Here is a 21,287-nt window from a genome sequence, read left to right on the forward strand (position 1 = left end):
TGTCGTTAAAAGTTGATAATAGTAGTCAGGATAAACACGAAGGCAAACCCGCTCCAATGGAATGCGTCGGGTTTGTATAAGCTAAGTGTCAACAGTATAGTCTAGTTACCGAATCGATGAATTTAGGTTAATTAAAAACACGGCTTGGCCGGTTTTACCGGCCGCAATGAAATCTTATTATGCGATATATGCTTGTTTAAAATCCAAAATTTACTCTATCGCCGATCGTCAGTGCCCGGCATCCGATTCGCGATGAATGCGGCGGTGGATTATGCGGTTTTTTTTCAGATGGCCGACAGCGACGAAGCCAGCAACAATACTGCGCTAGCCGTAACGCTATCAGCGTTCACCATCTTGCTGACCTATGGGCTATTGGCTGCCAGCGATACCTCGATCGTGCATGCCTTCGCCGTGACGCTGGCTAAGGGTATTTTCAGCACCTTTTTTTTGGCACAGTTGATCGGCTGTCGTTGGCTATGACACTCTCCCCTACGCCAAAAAGTGCGAAACGGCGCGGTTCGTGGCTACGAACCGCGATCGCTGCGCTAATAGCGCTGCTATTGCTTGGTTTGGCGGTTTGGTGGCAAAGATCGATACTGGTGCAGTGGCTGCTGCAACACTCACTAAAACAAACCGCGTTAATAGCCCCCAGGCTGTCGGGACTTGCGTTCGATTTCAAACAAGCCAAGCTCACTGAAATCAGCTTCGGTCTGGCAACCCTGGCCGGCGACTTATCGGTTGCGATGGAAGATGTCACAACCGATTACGACCTGGAAAAAAAAATCGTCAACACCCTCAGCATCGCTCACGCCACGCTGAAATTTAACTACCATCCTGCCGACAAAACCGAAACAAAAAACGCTACGGACAGCGATGCCAAGCGCTTACCGCTGGACCGATTGAGCATTGCAAAACTGGATATCGACATCGATACGCCTTGGGGCTTGAGCCGATTCACCGGTCAGGCGGACATCGTGCGCGGCGCGGCCGATTCGATCGAAGCAAAATTTCAGGACAGTCAACAATCGATTTGGCTGGAAATCGAGCCTGGTTTTAGCACCGCCAAACTCAAGGTCGAACGGCTACCGAGCGGCAAGATTTTCGAAATGAATGCCAAACAACTTGACCAACCCGCCAAGCAAATCAGCCTGAATGCCAACGCGCTTGCGCTTATCGAGTGGTTTGGCAGCAGTTTGCTGATACCGGAGACTTTGCGGGCAAAAACCCAAACAACCGACTTAGCGAAGATAAGCCCGCTGCTAAGCGCTACGCAACTGAGCGCAAACGCCCAATCGCCGGACAACTTCGCCACACTGCAAGCCAAAGCCTTGCTGACGCGGGATAAACGCGCTCTACTGGCTATCGATTTGTCGATGGCCAACAACCAGACCATCGATACCGTCGGCCGCCTGGACATGTCCGCCACGGAAGCGTTCGATTTAGTCAAACCGTGGTTGCCGGCGATGGCCGCCAGCTGGACGCTTTCCAACGGCAAGGTACAAGGAAACTTCAATCTGCATAAGCCAGCCGATCAAGACAGCTCCGGAACCGCACAGTTGAAGATTAGCGCGTTGGCCTTGGCAGCCGGCGCGGCGCAAATTGAGAACGGCAACATCGCGCTAACCATCCCGGAACTGGCGGAACGGGCCATAGACTTGTCTGCAGAGATACCGACACTAGGCTTGGGCAAGGAGTTAGTGGCGCGCGATCTTAACGTTAAGGCGCGCTATCTCGATCAGGAATTAACGCTAGATCACGCCAGTTTGGCTATATTCGACGGCACGATGGAGTTGATGCCGGGCAAAATACGCTTGGAACAAACGCCCATGCTGTTGACGTTGCGCGTGCATGGCGTGGATCTGTCGCAACTATTGGACAGCCTGCATTACCCGAATATTTCCGGAACCGGCCGTATCGACGGCGAACTGCCCTTGCAGCTAGCCGCCGGAACTATCGACCTGCAAGAAGGCTCCCTCAGCGGGACCCGACCGGGTGTGTTACGCTATGTTGGACCGGCCGACAGCGAGAATATTGCCTTTAAGGCGCTACGAAACCTGGTTTACCAAAATCTGCAAGCCAAGGTAAATTATCGCCCCAATGGCGATTATCATCTGGGCTTGCGTTTGGAAGGCAGTAACCCGGAAGTACTGTCCGGACATCCGCTGGCCTTTAACCTGAATATCAGCGGCCAGCTGCCCGAGCTATTGCGAAAAGGTATTTTAGCCGGCGATTTCGAACGAACTATTTTGGAGCAGGCCACCGCTAAACCGGCAAATGCTAAATCATCGCCAAAGCCACCACCCCCAAAATAGGGAATCAATAAACCAAGCCGCCGCCGGCGGACCGGAGGAATGAATGAACTGGAAAGTTGCAAGCTGCGCGGCCATCATATGCGGCAGCGTCTATCTCACGGGGTGTTCGCCCTCCGTCAAACTGGAAGCGCCGGACAAACCGATTGAAATCAATATGAACGTCAAGATCGAACACGAAATCCGCTTGAAAGTGGAAAAAGACGTAGACGAATTGATCACCAGCCAGAAAGGCCTGTTTTAAAGGAGTCACCGATGAAAAACAAAAAAATGCTGTCCATGTTGGCGCCGCTGTTTCTTGGCTTATGCCTGGTCGCCATGCCGGTTAGTGCCGCCGTCGATCTAGCGACGGCCAAGTCCTCTGGATTGGTGGGCGAACAGATGAATGGTCTCCTGGGCCTGGTTAAACCTGACGCATCCGCCGAGATACAAGCACTGGTTAAAAGCATCAATGCCCAACGTTTAGCCGAGTACCAACGCATTGCCGCTAAGAACGGTGTCGCGGCCGAGGAAGTGGCCCGGCTGACTGCTCAGAAAGTGATAGGGCAAGCCGCGCCGGGACAATTTGTGGAGACACCGTCTGGCTGGGTGCAGCGCTGAATAAAAATAGGCGTTGGTGATCGGGTATTTGGCACTATGGCGGAAACGGCTGACGGTTCTCCGCCCACGCTGAAACAAGCGCGTTTATTCAAAGAAACGACGTAGTGGCTTCGATCCTCCTCCCCTGCAACCTACGGAGCCCCGTCAACACTCAATCAAATTAACCGCCAATCCGCCGCGCGAGGTTTCCTTATATTTGGTTTTCATATCGGCGCCGGTTTCGCGCATGGTCTTGATGACCTTATCCAAAGACACGAAATGGGTGCCGTCGCCACGTAGCGCAATCCGCGCGGCATTGATGGCCTTGACCGAGCCCATCGCATTTCGCTCGATACAAGGCACTTGCACCAAACCGCCGACCGGATCGCAAGTTAAACCCAAATTATGCTCCATGCCGATTTCGGCAGCGTTCTCGACCTGTTCCGGTGTGCCGCCCAGCACTTCGGCTAAAGCGCCAGCCGCCATCGAACAAGCGACGCCGACTTCGCCTTGGCAGCCGACTTCGGCCCCCGACAGCGAAGCGTTTTCTTTATAAAGAATCGCAATCGCCGCAGCCGTCAATAAGAAACGGATCACGCCATCTTCGTTCGCTCCCTCGCAAAACCGCCAATAATAATGCAAGACCGCCGGAATGATGCCCGCCGCACCATTCGTCGGTGCCGTCACTACCCGACCGCCCGAGGCGTTTTCCTCGCTGACCGCCAGCGCGAACAAATTCACCCAATCCAATGTACCGACCGGTACGCCAGGCGTTTGTTGCGGTATTTCGCCGCTCAGTTGTCGATAAAGATTCGCGGACCGGCGCTTCACTTTCATGCCACCCGGCATCACGCCTTCCTGGTGCATACCCCGGTCGACGCAAGCCTGCATGACCCGCCAGATTTTCAGCAAATCCTGACGTATTTGCGCTTCGCTCAACCAAGCCTTTTCATTGCTCATTATCAAGCTGCTGATCGACTTGTTATGCAGGGTGCACAGTTTTAGCATCGCTGCACCAGTTTTGAATGGGTACGGCAGGCAGGTATCGTCATTATTCAAACGATCGGCCGCCGCAATCGCGTCGGTTACCACAAAACCGCCGCCAACCGAATAGTAATCGGCTTGCAACAATTCAGCGCCACCGGCATCGAAGACCGTAAAGCGCATACCGTTCGAATGGTAGGGCAACACCTTGCGCTGAAACAACAAATCGGCTTTTTCATTGAATTGTATCGGGTAGCGCTGTAGCAAACTCACAATCCCTGTATCGCGTATCGTCTGTAGCCGTTGCGGAATCAGATCGGGATCGACCGAATCCGGCGCCTCGCCTTCCAGCCCCAACAATACGGCCTTATCGGTGCCGTGCCCCTTACCGGTTGCGCCGAGAGAGCCGAATAACTCTACCCGCAGACGGGCAACTCGACCGATGATACCCTGTTGCTCCAGATTGCCGACAAAGGTCTTCGCCGCCCGCATGGGCCCCACTGTATGCGAACTGGAAGGTCCAATTCCGATTTTAAAAATATCGAAAACGCTGATAGCCATGCTCGCCCCGCAAAAGTGTAAAAACGCTATCAACCCGGCATCTAGGACAAGCCAAGTTAATCTCACCAATAATCAAGCAATGATCATACCGCGGCTGTTGGGCCAAAGCGGCAGAGATTGGCTTCTTAACTGGATGCCCGTTAAATTTGGGCAGGATCAGAGGCACATTAGGGTTTTGTTCACAGATCAACCCAATTTTTTAATGCCTACAAACTTGTTTTGCGCGGTCAATTCCATTTCAAAATAGCCCTGAATTCCATCCTTGGTCAAATACCGCCTGACGTTCCCGGCCGGAAATGCGATGCGGCGGCCGTCGTCGGCGATCACCGTCACGGTTTTAGCAACGCCTTGGTAAAAGCTTAGATACTGGTCGGAACTCAGATAGAGTTGGAAGCGGATGAATTGATTGGACATGGAAACAACCGCGCCGGCATGGCCGGCGCAGCTAAACAATGAATTAACGGTTGTTTTGCAAGGCTTCGATACGTTCTTCCAACGGCGGATGACTCATAAACAAACGTTGCACGCCGCCGCCGTTGATGCCGAAAGCCGCCAGTTCGCCGGGCAATTGCGCCGGTTCGTGCGAACGCTGTAAAGCCCTTAACGCACCTATCATTTTTTGACGACCGGCCAAGCTGGCACCGCCGGCGTCGGCACGGAATTCGCGGTAACGCGAGAACCACATGACCAACATCGAAGCCAGAATCGACAAGGCGATTTGGGCGACCATCTGGGTGATGTAATAAGCCGGGCCGTAACCGCGCTCGGTTTTAAATACTACTCTGTCCACCACATGGCCGATGATGGTGGCGAAGAAGTACACGAAGGTGTTGACCACACCTTGCATCAAGGCCATCGTGATCATATCGCCGTTAGCGACGTGGCTGATTTCATGGCCGACTACCGCTTCCACTTCGTCGGCGCTCATACTGTGCAGCAGGCCGGTACTGACCGCCACCAGGGCGTTATCGCGGCTGGCGCCGGTGGCAAAGGCGTTGGCTTCGGCGGCGTCGAAAATACCGACTTCCGGCATACCGATGCCGGCTTGTTTCGCTTGTTGGGCGACGATGCCGACCAACCATTGTTCGGTTTGGTTTTGCGGACGGTCGATCACATGCACGCCCATCGCGTTTTTTGCCGACCATTTGGACATGAATAGGGAAATAACCGAACCGGTCATGCCGATCACCGCCGACATGGCCAGCAGGCCTTCCAAATTCAAGTTGACGCCTTGGGCGTCCAACGCCCCTTTCAAGCCTAGTACATTAAATATGATGCTGATCGCAATCATAATGGCCACGTTGGTGGCCAGAAACAGCAATATTCTCATCATGGTGTAACTTTCCTGTGTTGTTATGGTGTGGAAGCAATCTGGGGTGCTGAAAGATTAAATTCAAGGCTATAGAGTGTTAACATCAAGCAAAGTTTACTTGAGGGACATAAAAATGAAAATTATAAAGTCGCTGTTATTGATGCTTGTCGTCGCTCCGTCGTGCCTGGCGGCCAGCCTGGAACAAGAAGCCGTGTTAAAGCAGTTAAAGCTGCCTGCTGGTTTTAATATCAGTATTTTCGCCGACAATATTCCCAATGCCCGGCAGATGGCGCTAGGCGATGACGGCGTAGTGTACGTAGGCTCTCGGCAAGGGCATGTCTATGCGGTGCAAGACAAGGACGGCGACGGCATCGCCGAACAACGCTATCTAATCGCCCAACAGCTCAACCTGCCCAACGGCGTGGCCTATAAGGACGGCTCGCTGTACGTCGCCGAAATCCAACGCATCATTCGCTTCGACAACATCGGCACCCGCCTGACCAATCCTCCACAACCGACCACGGTATTCGACCAACTGCCTTCCGACCGCCACCACGGCTGGAAGTATTTACGTTTCGGCCCGGACGGCAAGCTGTATACCGCGGTCGGCGCACCTTGCAATGTCTGCGACCCGGACAAACCGATCTACGGCTCGTTGATTCGCATGAATGCCGACGGCAGCAATATGGAAATACTGGCGCGCGGCATTCGCAACACGGTGGGATTCGACTGGGAAACGCGTAGCGGCCATCTGTTCTTCAACGACAACGGTCGCGACTATCTAGGCGATGACACCCCGCCCGACGAACTGAACGAATGGAACCAAGTCGGCCAACATTTTGGCTTCCCTTACTGCCACGCCGGCAGCATCGCCGACCCCGATCATGCCGGCGACAAAAAATGCTACAAATTCACCGCCCCGATTTGGAAGTACAAAGCGCATATCGCGCCATTGGGCATGCGTTTTTACACCGGCAAACAGTTTCCCGACACTTATTTCCGGCAACTATTCGTCGCCCAACACGGCTCCTGGAACCGCAGCGAACCGCAAGGCTATCAAGTTAACGTGGTCAAAATCCGCGAAGGCCAACCGTATAACGAACAAACTTTCATCAGCGGCTGGTTGACCGCGCAAGGCACGGTATTGGGACGGCCGAACGACATCGTGCAAATGCGCGACGGCAGCTTACTGATCAGCGACGACAGCTTGGGCGTGATCTACCGGGTGAGCTACGGAAAATGATGGACGAGCAATTCGAAATACTGAACAGCCGCACCGTCTACGCGGGTTTTTTCCGGTTGGAGCAATACACGCTAAAACACACTTTATTCAACGGCGGCTGGAGCTCGCCTCTCACCAGGGAATTGTTCCGGCGCGGCAATTGCGTGGCGGTATTGCTGTACGATCCGAATCGCGACGAAGTCGTCGTCATCGAACAATTCCGGGTCGGCGCGATCCTGCAACCGCAACGGGCCTGGTTACTGGAAATCGTCGCCGGCGCCATCGAGGAAGGCGAGACCGCCGAGGAAGTCGCTTATCGCGAAGCCCGCGAGGAAGCCGGCTGCGAAATTCTCGATCTTATCGAGATACAAAGCTTCTACACCACGCCCGGCGGTTCTTCTGAGTGGCTCACACTATTCTGCGGCCGGGTCGATAGCAGCAAAGTCGGCGGCATCCACGGCCTGAACGAGGAAGACGAAGACATCCGCGTCAATGCGGTCAAATTCGAGGTGGCATTTCAAATGCTGGAAGACGGCAAATTCGAATCCGGCATCCCCATCATCGCCATCCAATGGCTGTACATTCATCGCGGCAAGCTGCGCGAAAATTGGCTAAACAGGGCTACTACCTAAGCTGTAAGGAACCTGCCCTGTCCAGCCATTTAGTGGCTTTTTCGTTGAGCCAGGCTTGGGCGAATTGGTCTTTTTTGATCAGCATATCCAAAAACGCACTGGAAACACTAGCCACGGCAGCGACCTGCTTGTAACCCAAATTGGGATCGTATCGCTGGGCTTTGTCGAACAAGCCACTGGCTGGTTCGCCAGTATTCAACGCTCGACGACGGGCAGCGCCTGTGCCACCCGATTCAACTCCCCCCATGCTTCGCGCCTGCCGTCTCGAACCGCTCAGCCCAAAGCGTCCGCCCAATTCGTTACCCGCCAACAATCGGTGCCCGGCGCCGCGCAACAACAACAGATATTTACCGCCGGCCGGCGCGTGCTCCCAGACAGCCGTCCGCACCGCCGCCGAACTGATCGCATAAGGATCGTTGTCCTCGCTGCCGGTGATCACTAGCATCGGCAAATTCAATTTCTGATACCGGCTGCCGACATTACCCTCCGCCAGGTCCACCGACGGACTCAGCACTATCGCCGCGATGGGCTTGAGTTCATCGCCAATCGGCAAACTGGCATCGAAACGCTCACCGGATACCGCCGCTACGGTTTGCGCGCCCAAATCGTAACCGGCCAGAATCACCTTGGACACATCCGCTGCCGCATACGCTGGCTGATGCAAGCCGGCCCGAATTTTCAGCTGCCGATACGCCCAGAACAAATGCGCCATCCGTTGTTTAAGATTCTCGGTCGCGAAATACTGATGTCCCACGTAACGTAGCTCGCTTTCGCGAGCCGTCCGCGAAGGCTGACGCGGTTTGTTGCCGAACCAACCGCCGCTCTCCGGCTCCCGACGCGGCTCCTCCATGTCATCCACCGGTTCCATGCCTTCTTCGTCTGGCATTTCCAGCGGTTCGTCGAATCTGCGCTCCGCTTCCAACGCCTTCAGTGCCTGACTGATCGCCAAGGGCTGCATGCTGAATACCGCGTAACCGGCCTTGGCCCAGGCCTCCCGCCACAAGCGGCCGGCCCTGGCGTCCTCGCCCAAGCTGGGCAAATAAATAATCAAGGGATAGCTGCCCGGCGCGCTCGGCCCGGTGATTTCCACGTCCAACTCGGTGCCGTCGTGCGTCCAGATATCATGACTGCTATCTATCGCAAAACCGCGTGCCGGTTTATAGACACCGCTGTTCATCGCCTCTTCCAGTTTCTCCAGTTGGCTTTCCTGACTGGGCAAGGATGGCCGCGCGGAACAAGCGCTCAATAACGGCAGACAGCAGACTAACAGCAAGCGGAACGATAGGCGCGATGTAAAACATTGGGGCATGATTTTGCGACTCCGGCAACAAGATAAACTGGAAGGATAGACGATTTATAGTATCGCCCAGACACCGGCAAATCGCCGCTGATAAATTGTAAATTTGGGTAAACAAAAATAGAGCGGGGAACAGCATCTAAATAACTGCCGCTGCTCCCGCCAGACTAGGCAGCGCGGACCCTCAAAAAGCGGCCACCGCGCCGACAAAACCATCGGCGCCTTGCCAAGCTGTTAAACGCCGACGCCCCGCAACACGCCCAGTGCCCGATCGAATTCGCGACCTGAAAAAGCGATTCCCATTGGTATGAACGAATTCATTGGGGCTCGGCAGGAGGACGGGGAATGCAGGCTAGCGCCCACTCGCCCTGCACCTATGCCAGGTACGCCAGACGTGGGCAATACTGATATTCGTTGATCATCCGCGCCGGTAATAACGGCATATCGCCAGACAGCTCCGAAAACGGTAGCGGTAGTTCTAGCTGAATGGGCGGGCGTTCGTCATTCATTTTGTAATACAATCCGTATTCATCATTGCGTTACTCGGAGCATGCCATGCCAGCCATCAGCCTACGTCTACCCGACGATGTCGAAGCCCATTTGAAAGCCGAAGCCCAATTGGAAGGTAAAAGCCAATCGGAAATCGCCCGGCTGGCGATTACCGAATACCTGGCCCGCCGCGAGCGCGAGCGGTTTATGGCGGAAATGGTGGAAGCGGCACGCGCCTTGGCCAACGATCCGCAAGCCAGGGCGGAAGCGCTACAAATTGCCGAAGATTTCGACGCGGTGGACGATGGTCTTGACCGCTTGATTGCCGAAGAGCGCGCCGCCGACATAAACCCCGATGAAAAGTGGTGGGAATGATGCGACGCGGCGAAGTGTGGACCGCCAATCTTAACCCCAACATCGGGGAGTCGCTATTTTTGCGAAAGCTTGTTTTGGGCATCCCAGCCCAATCAAGCGGCAAAAATTACGCGACCGCTTATGCCTCCGGCGGCCCCGATTCGTCCGCGTCACCTCGTTTCGACCCAACAAGGGGTCGAAACATTGGCTCTCGCATGACTTGACGCCGTTTCGCGATGCCTTGCAGGTTTTCTCCGCTTCACTACGAAAACCCGCCCGGCGCTACGGCTATCGCGGTCTAAAAATCTTCACTTCGCTATCGCTCCGTTTCCAAGATTTTCAGCGAAAGCGGCGAGATTGGCAAGACCAGACCGGTATTGATTTTGCAGGACGACGCGATGATAGGCAGCGGCTTGCCCACCATTTTGGTGGCACCGCTGACCAGTCAATTTCGGCCAATCCTGGCACCGCTGCGAGTTCTTGTGACTCCGCGCGGCCAACTGAAAAACCTCAGCTACGTGATGATCGAACACGTCCGCGCCCTTGACCGCTCCCGCTTCGGTGAAGGTCCACTCGCCACCGTCACCGCCGAAGAAATGGCGGCGGTGGAGAAGAGTTTGAGAGGGGTTTTGGGGTTGTGGTGAGGCAACGGTTGAATGCATCCCCAGTTACCCTTTGGCGCTCAATGGTACAAACAAACCCAAACCAAAATGGCAGCCAAAGCAATGCCAGCGGGCCGGTAACCGGTTCGGCGAACGTCAGTTGCCAGAACGAACCGCGAGTATCCGGCTGAACTAGACCTCTTTTGCTTCGAAAGCGGTGAAAGTCAATCGGACGGAGTTCTCGGCCGTGAAGTTTAATGGTCGGTTACAACACACCTGTATTGTTGTGATTTGGCGGTAGACCTTAGTCGGTTACACTGCTGCTTGTTGCCCACCACCCCAGTTAGGTGTTGTGATTTGGCGGTAGACCTTAGTCGGTTACACTAAACGGAAAATACGTTGCCACAGTTTGCGGTTGTGATTTGGCGGTAGACCTTAGTCGGTTACACTGCGCGGTGGCGGGTGCGTTAACGGGCGGTGGTTGTGATTTGGCGGTAGACCTTAGTCGGTTACACTTTGCCGAAAACAGTTGTCGCAAACCTTTACAGTTGTGATTTGGCGGTAGACCTTAGTCGGTTACACTCTAAATCGTCAATCATCCTTCGCGTGGAACGTTGTGATTTGGCGGTAGACCTTAGTCGGTTACACTGGCGGCGATGGTTGTACGGGTGCGCCCCCTGTTGTGATTTGGCGGTAGACCTTAGTCGGTTACACTGGTAGGTCTAGCCTTGATGCCCTATGCAAAGTTGTGATTTGGCGGTAGACCTTAGTCGGTTACACTTTGAAGGTTCCCGGTTGTTTGTGAAGGTAAGTTGTGATTTGGCGGTAGACCTTAGTCGGTTACACTCGGCTAACGCGGCGGAATGATGTGCTCATTGTTGTGATTTGGCGGTAGACCTTAGTCGGTTACACTACCCGCCGGGTAATTCATTGAAACACCTGAACAATTGGTTGCTTTTAATTTAAAAAAGCGCCAATTGTTCGGGCGTTCTTTCGATCGGTTGCGGTTTCGGACCATAAAACACCTCGATTTTGCCGAATTGCTTGTCGGTGATTTTGACGATACGTACTTCCCCATCCGCCGGCAATTTGGCTTTGACCCGCTTGACGTGGACTTCGGCGTTTTCGTCGCTAGCGCAATGGCGCATGTAGACCGAATACTGCATCATCGTATAGCCGTCGTCCAACAGAAACCCGCGAAAGTCGGTATAGCGCTTACGGTCTTCGTGTGTTTCGGTTGGCAGGTCGAAAAGTACTATGACCCACATGCTGTCCAATCCTCCGAAATTCATGGTTCCAGCACCGTCCAGCGCGGGTATTCCAATTTGGCCGATCTATCGGCATAGGCCCGCTTGAAATCGGCCAGCAAATAGTGGCAGGCCACCATCAGCGGCAACGTTTGCTTTCCAAAAATCACCGGCTCGCTCAACAAGTTCAGTAGCGCCACTTTACTGCGCTTGTCGATAGCCAAGTCGGCCGATTCCTCGGCCAATCGATACACTTGGTAATCGATCCAGGGGCGAAACGGTTCCATCAGATCGTCGGCCAGACAAAGGCCGTCGTATTGGCTGCTGTGATTGACGCCCAAGGCCGGATGCAAGCCGCTGGCAACTATGGCACGGGCCACCAGCGCTCGCATGATCGCGTAACCGTAATTGAGCAAACTGTTGATACCGGCGGCTTCGCTATCTCGTCTGAATTGATCGCCGAACAGCAAGCGCCAGTATTTTTGCGCGGCTTGCGCTTCCAGATTGTCACCATCTCCGCTCTTGACTTGCGCGGCCAGTCGCTCCAACGCAACGGTGTTCTTGTTTAAGCGCTTCAAGACGATAGCTTGCGCCGCGATTTTCTGACGAACAATCTGCTGCCATAAGCGTTTGCGAGTGGGCAGATTCACCGCAATCTGCTGGCGAATGATTTTGCTGTGCAGGCTGTTAGCCTCGGTCAGCGGCAGTAACACCGAATAGGGCAAATGCCGCTGGTCGCACAACACTACTGCCACATTGTTTTGCTGGCAAGCCAGCAGTGCGGCTTGGGTCGCGACAATTGCCGGGTTCTGTAAAATCAGCACGCCCAGGTCTTCGATCGGAATTTGCCCAACCGCTTCGCCTTTTTGCTCGATGATTAATTGTTTATGAGCCAGATGCAGATATGACGGCTCGCTAACGTCAACAATGCGTTTAATCATAAAATCGGTTTTCCGATAGCATTGATCTCGTACTTTGTTAAACCAACATTAAGCAATGCATCGATGGAAGATAGACGATCTGGAAGAGTTTCTGTGTCATCAATCAAAGTAGCGGCAGTGTGTATCCGAAGTTTTAAGCGTTTGTTTGCCGCATCAAGTTTTTGAATTCGATAAAAACGTGTTAATCCATTTTCCTGAATGCTGACGATATCATTAATGTGTAACGCCATAACAAATTCGTTCCCTTCGCCATGATCAATTTTGATAATCGGTTGACGCTCCATGCCTATGCCTTTGACGCGCCGACTGGCTTCCATCATGGTCACGAATTCGCCGAAGTACTTGCCGCTGACCTTGTCCTTTAAGATTTCGACATGGTGAAGGTTGCCATAAGCCAGCCACTTGAAAACGTCGCCTTGGCGATTGCGAACACCGAATTTGCTTTTTTGCAGTTTCTCCAGCGTAGTTTTGGATTGCAAAATTCTGACCCGCTTGATCGGCGTTTTGCCGTCCTTATGCAACACCGTATTGCCCGGTGCGAACGCTTCCTTGGGTTTTCCGCCGAATCGTGCTAAATGTCGTTCCACCAAGGCCTTGACGGTCGGATCGAGTATTTTGTCGGTTTGGGTAAAGCCACCATCCAGTGTTTTACGATGCACATTGCCAATACCCTCGATAAACCCGGCACCGGTGACTTCGTGCAATTCGCCGTTTAGTTTGCGTTGCGGCGCGTGGCTGACGATCATGTTAGCCAATGCGTGGTCTAAATCGTCCCGCAACGTCGACCAGCAGGGATCGACGTGAATATCACGCGGGTCCAATTGAGATTTTCGGCGTTCCAAGTCCTTGGCGTTATCCACCAGCGCTTTGTAAAACCGCCTGTCCACGCAAGCGACTACTGTGGCGTCGATAGCATGGTGGCGATGGTCGGTGCGGTCCTTTTCGGCGCTATCGCCCACCAAGTTATTGAGTCCCCATTGGTGGCGCACCCAGGCGGTCGTGATGCCTTTGCTGACCGATACGTCCGCCCCCAGTTGTTTTAAATAATCCAGCGCGACCCGGCTAATGTAGCGGGTATCGTTCAGTTGGCTATTGATGAAGTCCCGCTGTTGAACCTCGGCGGCCGTCATGAAAAAGCGGTTACGCTTGGCGATCATGCGTTTGTCCCAGCGGCTGATGGCCTGGGCGATTTGATTCCAGCGTTCTGAATCGCCGCCGAAGGCGTCAATCGGCGTGCGTTGTCCCTTGGCTCGGTTTTCGGCGGTGAAGCACACCACCTTGTTCATGTACGAATCGTCCAGCGATTCGCTGTAAGGCAAAATGTGGTCGATTTCGACTTCTGGCCCGAACAATGTCGCCAGGCTGATACTCCTTCCGGAATAGGCGCAGCTATGGTTTTGATCTTTCCATAGTCGGTATTTGATCTTGTCGTTGCGGCTGGCTTTATGGCTGAGGGCCAAATGCGGGTTTTGCCCGCGTATTTCGGCGAATTTGGTTTCGGCTTCTTCGTTGGCCTTGGTATTGGCTTTTTGTTGTTTCTCGTGTTCGGCGTAGCGTTTGGTATTCATCTCCAAATCGCGGGCCATTTCCACGCGGATTGCGTCGGGTTTGCCGTATTCGGCGATGACGGCATTCACCACTCGACGTAATTCATGTAGCGCTTTTTGGACGATCGGATTGTTGACTTCCGGCGGTTGCGGCAGTTTTTTAAAGGGCTTCAGTACGTCGATTTCGTAGCCGTAGCCGGCGCTGACGCGTGCCTCGGAAAATAGCTGGCCTTGTTCGAGATACGGCAGTAATTTGCGGATCGCTTTACTGGACAGGTTGCTATGTCCTGGCTCGAATTCCAGCAAACACAGTTTTACCGCAATCCCGGCGTCGAATCCCCAATGCTGCATCAGGCGTTTTTTCAAGATCGATTTTTTCTGAATAGTCAATAAATCCTCGACCAGGGCTTGTCGCTGCTCCGACGCAAAACCATCCCACGCTGACGACAACACCGTACGAATTTTGCACGCCGTGGTATTGCCTTTGAGTTTTTTATTGCCTCTTTCCAGATTGAATTCGGTACGTTTGTCTAAACCAAGGGTTTTGCGGATTTTGGCGAAGCTAGGCGCGGCTTCATGCTCAAACAGCGCGACCAGCTTCTGGCGATCCGCTTCGCTTAAGGGTAACCATTGCTCGGAATGCCGTTCGAAATAGCGCAGATTGTTGATGTCTTGCAGATAGCGGAAACGTTGGCATTCCAGCCGGGCGATGTTGGCCCGGTTGTTTTTTGGTTCCAACGAACATTTACCGATGCGGTCCGCCCGCAGTTTTAAAGGCCGCTGGTAAAAAATGATGTGTTCGATTTGTTCTTTGACGCTGTCGGTTAATACAAGATGATGCCTTTGCTGGCCTTGCCAGATTAATTCCAGTTCTTCGCGGTACATAGCGCGATCAGTGCGTAAATGGCCGCCGTCATGGCTACGGTTGCGTTGGCATTGATGGCGGTCGAAGCCTGCAAGATATTCGCCTAAGGTCCGGCAGCCCGCATTCACAATCGCGGCACGGAGTTCGGCAATGTCGTGTTTGAAGGCCGACTCTTCCTTGGCGCGTTCGTCGTCGGCATCGTCAGTGTTTTCCAGGGCATCCAGTTCCGCCAATACATCCGGATCGTCCAGCATGTCACCGAGCAGAGTCTTTCGACTACTCAAAAAACCGCGCCGTTGCACCAAATGCAATAACGCCCGGCCTAGTTCATGGGCAGTCAGCGCGTGATCCAAGCCTTTGGCGCGCAACGGATACGGGTCGCCAAGTGAATTCAGAACGAGTTCGGGATGAGGATGATTTTGCAGTTCGGCAGGCAGTAAGTCTAATTTGATTAGATAATTTTGCAGCCGTTGTTTGCGCCTTGTGCGCCGCTGTAATATCCGCCTGGCGAGACGCGCGCGACGACGTTTCGCGTTTTTGGGCGTGGGCGTTTTTTCTTCCACCGCCTTGATAAAAATCCGACAACCCAAATCGATGATCCTGCTCGGCTTGCCATCGTTTTCCTCCAATAACGCCCAACCGATGGAATTGCTGCCCAAATCCAGGCCCAAAACTTTCTTGTTCTGCATTGTTGCTCCATAGTGTAGAATCCAGTCTACAGTGTAACCGACTAAGGTCTACCGATTAACCTTTTCATACCAATGGAATGTTTTTCCGTAGGCAACGCTTTCAGGCGACCGGAGCCCTCGCAAGGTAAAACCTAAGGGGGCTTTTTTATGCCCATCGTTTTTACATCAATTTCGAGCCGCACTCACTCATTTGCGTTCCGGAAATCGGCGTACGCCGGTGTTTCAGCAAGTTGTGAAGTTTGACGATTTTGTCGATGTGCTGCATGGCTGAAATCTCTGTCCCTGATGATTTGTGGCTAACAGCGTATACCAGCATCCCTAACATGAGAAGCTGGCCGAAAATAAAAAACATCCGCTTCGATACGCCATAACTACCCGTTGAAGAATGAGTTGTATAGTCATCGCACTTCAAATTTCGGTTTTTTGAATCTCCTCACCCTAACCCTCTCCAGCAGGAGAGGGGATTGCGGCGCCGAAATTTGATGCGCAAAAGGTATAAAAACATCGTTTCCGCCGGCATCGACCGCAGGCCGGAACAAGACTTTTGTGAAAATAACCCGTTGGCGCGGCATGCAAATTATGTCAACCTTTCCACCGCTTATTCGAGATTGAAAACGACGCCAGGAATTGTGTATTCCGTCCGCCAACCCCTATTTTTGGAAAAACCCTTAACACCATGAGTTCTTCGCCTCTTGTTCTTGAAGCCCGCCAATTAGTCGTCAAATACAAACAGCACCGCGCCATCGACGCCTTGAATCTCGGCGTACCCAGGGGCTGCGTCTACGCCTTGCTGGGCGGCAACGGTGCCGGCAAGTCCAGCACCATCAGCACCTTTTTAACCTTTAACCGCCCGACTAGCGGCCAAGTGCTGATCGAAGGCGAGTCGCCGCACGACCACCCCGATCTGGTGCGGGCGAAAAATCGCCTATCTGCCGGAGAACGTCGCGCTGTACGAGTTGATGAGCGGCCTGGAGAACCTGAACTTTTTTTTGCACGCTGGCCGGCATTCATATCGGCCGCGAGCAAGCCGGACAATTGTTGAGCGATAGCGGTCTGCAAGCCGACGCCCACGCCAAGCGCGTCGCCACCTATTCCAAGGGCAACTGTTCAACCCTTTGATGCATGAATTGGGCATGCTGGATACTGTTAGTGGGTTTGCGCCGCCGCTTCGGCAAAATATAAGGTAGCGAGGACTATCGCGTGATGCCCCCCGGCGTCAGAATCGTTGTCGATCAACCCAAGACGATACTTCACCCATCAGTTGAACGCAGTCCGCACCGATAGCCCACGCTTGCCGCCGATGGCTCAGGATAACGGAACGGACCGATTTGATCCAAACCGCCGGTTTAGCTAAAGCCACTTGCTAATCTGGCGCCTTTTGGAATTGCCAGCCACAATCCCAGCCAAATGTTTTATCATTGGGCGGAGATATGCCCAGCAACGACAAGAATAACAATGAATAGCACTCCGCAGCCCGCCAGCAACCCCCTGATTTCCCCGGTTATTTTATTCGCCGCCACCCTGTTCATCAGCGCGACGCTGATGTTCGTACTGCAGCCGATGTTCGGCAAGATTCTGCTGCCGCTGCTGGGCGGCACGCCGGCAGTATGGAATACCTGCATGGTGTTTTACCAAACCTTGTTGTTTCTGGGTTATCTCTACGCGCACTGGCTGAGTTCGCGATTGGGCAGCCAGCGGCAGATTCAGATTCATACCGCGTTGCTGATTTTCAGCGCGATTGCGCTGCCGGTGGCACTGCCACCCGATTCGGCACCGCCCACCAGCGGCGATCCGACCTTGTGGCTGGTGTGGACCTTATTCCTGGCCATCGGCCTGCCCTTTTTCGTGGTCTCCACCACCGCGCCGCTGCTGCAAAAATGGTTTTCCCTTAGCGGTCATCATAGTAGCGACGATCCTTACTATTTATATGCCGCCAGCAACGCCGGCAGCCTGTTGGCTTTGTTGAGCTATCCATTTCTGATCGAGCCGAATCTGGGTCTGGTCAACCAAAGACTGATCTGGAGCGGCGGCTATATCGGTTTGTGCGCGTTGATTCTAGTTTGTGCGGTCAGCTTCTGGCGCAGTCAAGCCGACAAAGAAGACGACGCTGTGTTAATGGATGCCGGCGTTGAACCGCCTTCAACGCTGCTGCAATTGCGCTGGCTGGCACTGGCTTTCGTGCCCTCCAGCTTGTTGCTGGGTTTGACGCAATTCATCAGCACCGACATAGCCGCCGTGCCCTTGCTGTGGATCGTGCCGCTGACGCTGTATTTGTTGACCTTTATCCTGGTGTTCAGCAACTGGGCCGACCGCATCCGGCCGTGGATGCTGGCCGCGCAGCCCGCGGTATTGACGGTATTTATCGCGTATTCCTTCATCAATCCCGCCACCCTACCCTACTGGCTGGATTTGATTCTGCATTTAATGGCCTTCTTCCTGGCGGTGATGGTTTGCCACGGCGAATTGGCGAAAAGTCGGCCGCATCCGCAATATCTGACCCGCTTTTATCTGGTGATGTCGTTTGCCGGCATGCTGGGCGGCTTGTTCAATACCTTCGTCGCGCCGTTTATCTTTAATGCGGTGTACGAATATCCGATCATGATCGTCGCCGCTTTGCTGCTGCGTCCGGGCTTTTTCAACGGCAAATGGTTTTTGCAGCCGATTTTTCCGATGTTGGTGCTAATTACTGGCCTGACGATTTATTTCAGCACCGACCAGCTATTCGATTATCTGGACTTGATCGGCGGTGCACTGATTCTACTGGCAGGCTTGAGTTATTCCCTGCGGCATAGCCCCATCGGCCTGGGTGTGCTGACCGGGGTGATTTTATTATTCACGCTGGGCTTGCATAGCATGGCCTCCAATACCTTGTATCAAGAACGCACTTTCTTCGGCGTCATGTCGGTGCGCGATACCGTGATCCCTGACGAAAACCAGCGGCCGGAGAAAGTTCACGAGTTATACCATGGCACCACCAAACATGGCGCTCAGCGCTTGACGCCGGCCAACGTCACCACGCCTTTAACCTATTACAGCCGCCCTGGCCCCATCGGCCAGCTGTTTGCGGAGTTCGACAACGAAAATCGGCACTGGCATATCGGTGCGGTAGGCTTGGGCGCCGGCGCCTTGGCTTGCTACAACCAGGAAGGACAGCATTGGAAGTTCTACGAAATCGACCCGTTAGTCGTAGAAGTGGCGCAGAATCCGGCTTGGTTTAGCTATCTGAGCCGCTGCAACAAACAAGCGGAAATGATCGTCGGCGACGCGCGTTTGTCGCTGCTCAAGGAAGCCGACGCCAGCTTCGATTTGTTGATCATGGACGCCTTCAGCTCGGATGCGGTGCCCACGCATTTGCTGACGCGCGAGGCATTGCAGCTATACTTCAGCAAGCTGAAAGACAACGGTTTGCTGGCCTTCCACATCACCAACCGCCACCTGGCCCTGAAAAAAGTGCTGGCCGACCATGTCAATCAACTGCATTTGGCGGCCTTGTTGCAGGAATTTAAACCGGAAACCGATGTCCCTCTGGTGGTCGCCACCGACTGGGTGGTCATCGCTAAGCAGCCCGAGCGCTTACAACGGCTACAACAAAGCCGGCTCGGGCATTGGCAGAAACTGCCGCTGACGTTTGGTCTGCAACCTTGGACCGACGACTTCACTCATATTATTGGCATTTGGAAATAGGAAAGCACATGCTCATTACGGAACTTGCCCAGCGTTGCGACGCCACCACCCAAGGCGGCGACGCGAACCTGTTTATTAATTCCGCGGCCGACATCATGTCCGCCCACTCACACCAAGTTACCGTGCTCAGCGACGGTAAATACAAAAAATATTTAAAAGACTCGAAAGCCTCGGCTTGTTTCATTGCCGAGCAACTGGTGGACGGCGACATTCCGGACAGCCTGACCTTGCTGATCTGCAAGGATCCGGAAATCAGCTTCCTGAATGCGGTTAAATTGTTGCATCCGGAACCGGTATTTAAGCGCCAGGTTTCCGAACATACGGTGTTAGCCGATACCTCGACACTGGGCTACGACGTACATGTCGGACCGTTCGCCAGCATCGGCCAGCACAGCAGTATCGGCGACAGCAGCACGATAGAGGCCGGCGTCCGCATCGGCAACCACGTCGCCATTGGCAAACACTGCCATATCCATCCCAACGCGGTGATCTACGACCACAGCATCATCGGCAACAACGTCATTATCCATGCCGGCGCGGTGATCGGCGCCGACGGCTTTGGTTATAAATTTAGAGACAACCAGCACGTCAAGGTGCCGCATGTCGGCCATGTCGAAATAGACGATAATGTCGAGATCGGCGCCAACACCTGCATCGACCGTGGCGCACTGGGCGCCACGCGCATCGGCGTCGGCAGCAAGATCGACAATCTGGTGCAACTCGGCCATAACAATATCGTCGGCCGCAATGTGATTATCTGCGGCCAATCCGGCATTTCCGGTTCCTGCACCATTGGGGACGGCGCGATCCTGGCCGGCAGCACCGGAGTGGCCGATCATGTCAAGATCGGCGCGCGGGCAGTAATAATGGCGCGTAGCGGCATTTCCGGCGACGTCGATCCCGGCGCGCAAGTATTCGGCAGCCCGGCCAAGGATAGAAAAGTCGCCTGGCGCGAATTAGCGGCACTGGCCAAACTGCCCGAGTTGCTGCAGAAATTCAAGGCTCTGGAAGCCAAGGTCAACAAACTGGAAGAGTAAACAGGCTTGTAGGGGCGAATGAATTCGCCCCTACAGCGCGACAGATTTCTATACAACTTTGCAGGATAGCATCATGAACGACAAACAACGCGTTGCCCAGCATGCCGTCCAACAAGTACAAAGCGGCATGATCGTCGGCTTGGGGACCGGCTCCACCGCCAATTTTTTCATCGAGGAACTGGCCCGCCGCCATCAGCAGGAAGGCCTGAAATTCAAAACCGTAGCCAGTTCGGTAGTCAGTACCATCAGGGCCCAACAACTGGGGCTGCCTATGCTCGCCATCGAGCACATCGACGGCCTGGATCTGTATGTGGACGGCGCCGACGAAGTCGCACCGGACCTGACCTTGCTAAAGGGGCGCGGCTACGACCTGGTTCGCGAGAAACTGTTAGCCAAGGCCGCCGACTCGTTTTTGGTGCTGATCGACAACAGCAAACGCGTGAAACGCATCGGCGAGAATTTTCCGATCCCGATAGAAGTGACGCCGTTTGCCTGGAAGCTGGTGCAACGCAGCGTCGCAGCCATCGGCGGTCACGGCACCCTGCGGCAAACGCCCAATCAAGACGGCCTATCGGTGACTTCTCACGGTAGCCTGGTGCTGGATGTCGTGTTCGAAGCCAATATCGACGGCAAGACCTTGAACGAACGCCTGAACGCGATACCGGGCATCGTCGAACACGGTATTTTTTGTGGCCTGACCCGCGCGGTATTTTGTGGACACGACGGCCAAGTCGAAGAACAATGGGCATAGTCCTCATCCGGCTTCGGAGAGTCTGCGCCCGCTCCAGATATTCGGGAAATTCGCGCCATTTCTAGCACGGTCTATCGAGACCAAGCCCCCCTTCCGTCTCACCCGGAACAGGCTTGCGTCTCTACCCTGCCGATCGAATTACCTAGCCTTTGTCTCACCACTTTTGTGGTAGAAGCCGGCGAAAG

20 protein-coding genes and 1 CRISPR repeat array are annotated in these 21,287 nt (G+C 54.1%); of the genes, 12 read left to right on the plus strand and 8 right to left on the minus strand.

Features of this window, described 5'->3' with window-relative positions; all coding sequences use genetic code 11:
* The first annotated feature begins 231 nt into the window (after positions 1-231).
* Genes QZJ86_RS16535 through QZJ86_RS16550 form a run of 4 tightly spaced genes read left to right on the plus strand, consistent with a single transcriptional unit; the run spans position 232 to position 2,909 of the window.
* On the plus strand, positions 232-480 hold the full coding sequence (locus QZJ86_RS16535; RefSeq protein ID WP_301671579.1) for a hypothetical protein: 249 nt from the start codon (positions 232-234) through the stop codon (positions 478-480).
* Positions 477-2,312, plus strand: a complete 1,836-nt coding sequence (locus QZJ86_RS16540) for an intermembrane phospholipid transport protein YdbH family protein (RefSeq protein WP_301671580.1) — start codon at positions 477-479, stop codon at positions 2,310-2,312. Before QZJ86_RS16535 ends, QZJ86_RS16540 begins: the two co-directional genes overlap by 4 nt.
* Before the next feature lie 43 nt (positions 2,313-2,355).
* Complete coding sequence (locus QZJ86_RS16545; RefSeq protein ID WP_301671581.1) at positions 2,356-2,553, plus strand: YnbE family lipoprotein; 198 nt, start codon at positions 2,356-2,358, stop codon at positions 2,551-2,553.
* Between the two features lie 11 nt (positions 2,554-2,564).
* Complete coding sequence (locus QZJ86_RS16550; RefSeq protein ID WP_301671582.1) at positions 2,565-2,909, plus strand: YdbL family protein; 345 nt, start codon at positions 2,565-2,567, stop codon at positions 2,907-2,909.
* 144 nt (positions 2,910-3,053) lie between these two features.
* Here the strand turns inward: QZJ86_RS16550 and QZJ86_RS16555 are convergent, their stop codons facing one another.
* The 3 genes from QZJ86_RS16555 to htpX all read right to left on the minus strand — a co-directional run bounded on the left by QZJ86_RS16555 (position 3,054) and on the right by htpX (position 5,766).
* Positions 3,054-4,433 carry an L-serine ammonia-lyase gene (locus QZJ86_RS16555; protein ID WP_301671583.1) on the minus strand — a complete coding sequence of 460 codons (1,380 nt, stop codon included), beginning with the start codon at positions 4,431-4,433 and terminating at the stop codon, positions 3,054-3,056.
* Positions 4,434-4,619: 186 nt separating this feature from the next.
* Complete coding sequence (locus tag QZJ86_RS16560) at positions 4,620-4,847, minus strand: DUF2835 domain-containing protein (protein ID WP_301671584.1); 228 nt, start codon at positions 4,845-4,847, stop codon at positions 4,620-4,622.
* 43 nt (positions 4,848-4,890) lie between these two features.
* On the minus strand, positions 4,891-5,766 hold the full coding sequence (gene htpX, locus QZJ86_RS16565; RefSeq protein ID WP_301671585.1) for a protease HtpX: 876 nt from the start codon (positions 5,764-5,766) through the stop codon (positions 4,891-4,893).
* A gap of 112 nt (positions 5,767-5,878) precedes the next feature.
* Between htpX and QZJ86_RS16570 the strand changes: the two genes are divergently transcribed.
* Positions 5,879-6,988 (plus strand): PQQ-dependent sugar dehydrogenase, encoded by a 1,110-nt coding sequence (locus QZJ86_RS16570; protein WP_301671586.1) that lies wholly within the window; start codon positions 5,879-5,881, stop codon positions 6,986-6,988.
* Positions 6,988-7,599 carry an NUDIX domain-containing protein gene (locus QZJ86_RS16575; protein ID WP_301939012.1) on the plus strand — a complete coding sequence of 204 codons (612 nt, stop codon included), beginning with the start codon at positions 6,988-6,990 and terminating at the stop codon, positions 7,597-7,599. The genes QZJ86_RS16570 and QZJ86_RS16575 overlap by 1 nt, the downstream gene beginning before the upstream one ends.
* Here the strand turns inward: QZJ86_RS16575 and QZJ86_RS16580 are convergent.
* Positions 7,592-8,908, minus strand: a complete 1,317-nt coding sequence (locus QZJ86_RS16580; protein WP_301671587.1) for an alpha/beta hydrolase — start codon at positions 8,906-8,908, stop codon at positions 7,592-7,594. The two genes, QZJ86_RS16575 and QZJ86_RS16580, sit on opposite strands and share 8 nt — an antisense overlap.
* A gap of 362 nt (positions 8,909-9,270) precedes the next feature.
* A complete protein-coding gene (locus QZJ86_RS16585; protein WP_301671588.1) occupies positions 9,271-9,405 on the minus strand; it encodes a hypothetical protein in 135 nt (44 codons plus the stop codon).
* A gap of 46 nt (positions 9,406-9,451) precedes the next feature.
* On the opposite strand from QZJ86_RS16585, the gene QZJ86_RS16590 reads away from it, so the two are divergent.
* Positions 9,452-9,760 carry a ribbon-helix-helix protein, CopG family gene (locus QZJ86_RS16590; protein ID WP_301671589.1) on the plus strand — a complete coding sequence of 103 codons (309 nt, stop codon included), beginning with the start codon at positions 9,452-9,454 and terminating at the stop codon, positions 9,758-9,760.
* 335 nt (positions 9,761-10,095) lie between these two features.
* A complete protein-coding gene (locus QZJ86_RS16595) occupies positions 10,096-10,383 on the plus strand; it encodes a type II toxin-antitoxin system PemK/MazF family toxin (protein WP_301939014.1) in 288 nt (95 codons plus the stop codon).
* A 241-nt stretch (positions 10,384-10,624) separates the two neighbouring features.
* Positions 10,625-11,254: a CRISPR direct-repeat array (repeat unit 36 nt; unit sequence GTTGTGATTTGGCGGTAGACCTTAGTCGGTTACACT).
* A gap of 49 nt (positions 11,255-11,303) precedes the next feature.
* On the opposite strand, the gene cas2 is transcribed toward QZJ86_RS16595, so the two are convergent.
* Genes cas2 through cas9 form a run of 3 tightly spaced genes read right to left on the minus strand, consistent with a single transcriptional unit; the run spans position 11,304 to position 15,630 of the window.
* Positions 11,304-11,609: a CRISPR-associated endonuclease Cas2 gene (gene cas2 / locus QZJ86_RS16600; RefSeq protein WP_301671590.1), complete on the minus strand. Its 306-nt coding sequence runs from the start codon at positions 11,607-11,609 to the stop codon at positions 11,304-11,306.
* A 20-nt stretch (positions 11,610-11,629) separates the two neighbouring features.
* Entirely contained in the window at positions 11,630-12,529 is a 900-nt protein-coding gene (gene cas1, locus QZJ86_RS16605) for a type II CRISPR-associated endonuclease Cas1 (protein WP_301671591.1), read from the minus strand.
* Positions 12,526-15,630 carry a type II CRISPR RNA-guided endonuclease Cas9 gene (gene cas9, locus QZJ86_RS16610; protein ID WP_301671592.1) on the minus strand — a complete coding sequence of 1,035 codons (3,105 nt, stop codon included), beginning with the start codon at positions 15,628-15,630 and terminating at the stop codon, positions 12,526-12,528. Before cas9 ends, cas1 begins: the two co-directional genes overlap by 4 nt.
* Before the next feature lie 676 nt (positions 15,631-16,306).
* On the opposite strand from cas9, the gene QZJ86_RS16615 reads away from it, so the two are divergent.
* The 4 genes from QZJ86_RS16615 to rpiA all read left to right on the plus strand — a co-directional run bounded on the left by QZJ86_RS16615 (position 16,307) and on the right by rpiA (position 21,102).
* Complete coding sequence (locus tag QZJ86_RS16615; RefSeq protein WP_301671593.1) at positions 16,307-16,672, plus strand: ATP-binding cassette domain-containing protein; 366 nt, start codon at positions 16,307-16,309, stop codon at positions 16,670-16,672.
* 413 nt (positions 16,673-17,085) lie between these two features.
* On the plus strand, positions 17,086-19,314 hold the full coding sequence (locus QZJ86_RS16620) for a fused MFS/spermidine synthase (RefSeq protein WP_301671594.1): 2,229 nt from the start codon (positions 17,086-17,088) through the stop codon (positions 19,312-19,314).
* A gap of 8 nt (positions 19,315-19,322) precedes the next feature.
* A complete protein-coding gene (lpxD, locus tag QZJ86_RS16625; protein ID WP_301671595.1) occupies positions 19,323-20,351 on the plus strand; it encodes a UDP-3-O-(3-hydroxymyristoyl)glucosamine N-acyltransferase in 1,029 nt (342 codons plus the stop codon).
* Between the two features lie 73 nt (positions 20,352-20,424).
* Positions 20,425-21,102 (plus strand): ribose-5-phosphate isomerase RpiA, encoded by a 678-nt coding sequence (gene rpiA / locus QZJ86_RS16630; protein ID WP_301671596.1) that lies wholly within the window; start codon positions 20,425-20,427, stop codon positions 21,100-21,102.
* Positions 21,103-21,287 lie beyond the last annotated feature (185 nt).

It is taken from the genome of Methylomonas montana (assembly GCF_030490285.1).
Lineage (GTDB): Bacteria > Pseudomonadota > Gammaproteobacteria > Methylococcales > Methylomonadaceae > Methylomonas > Methylomonas montana.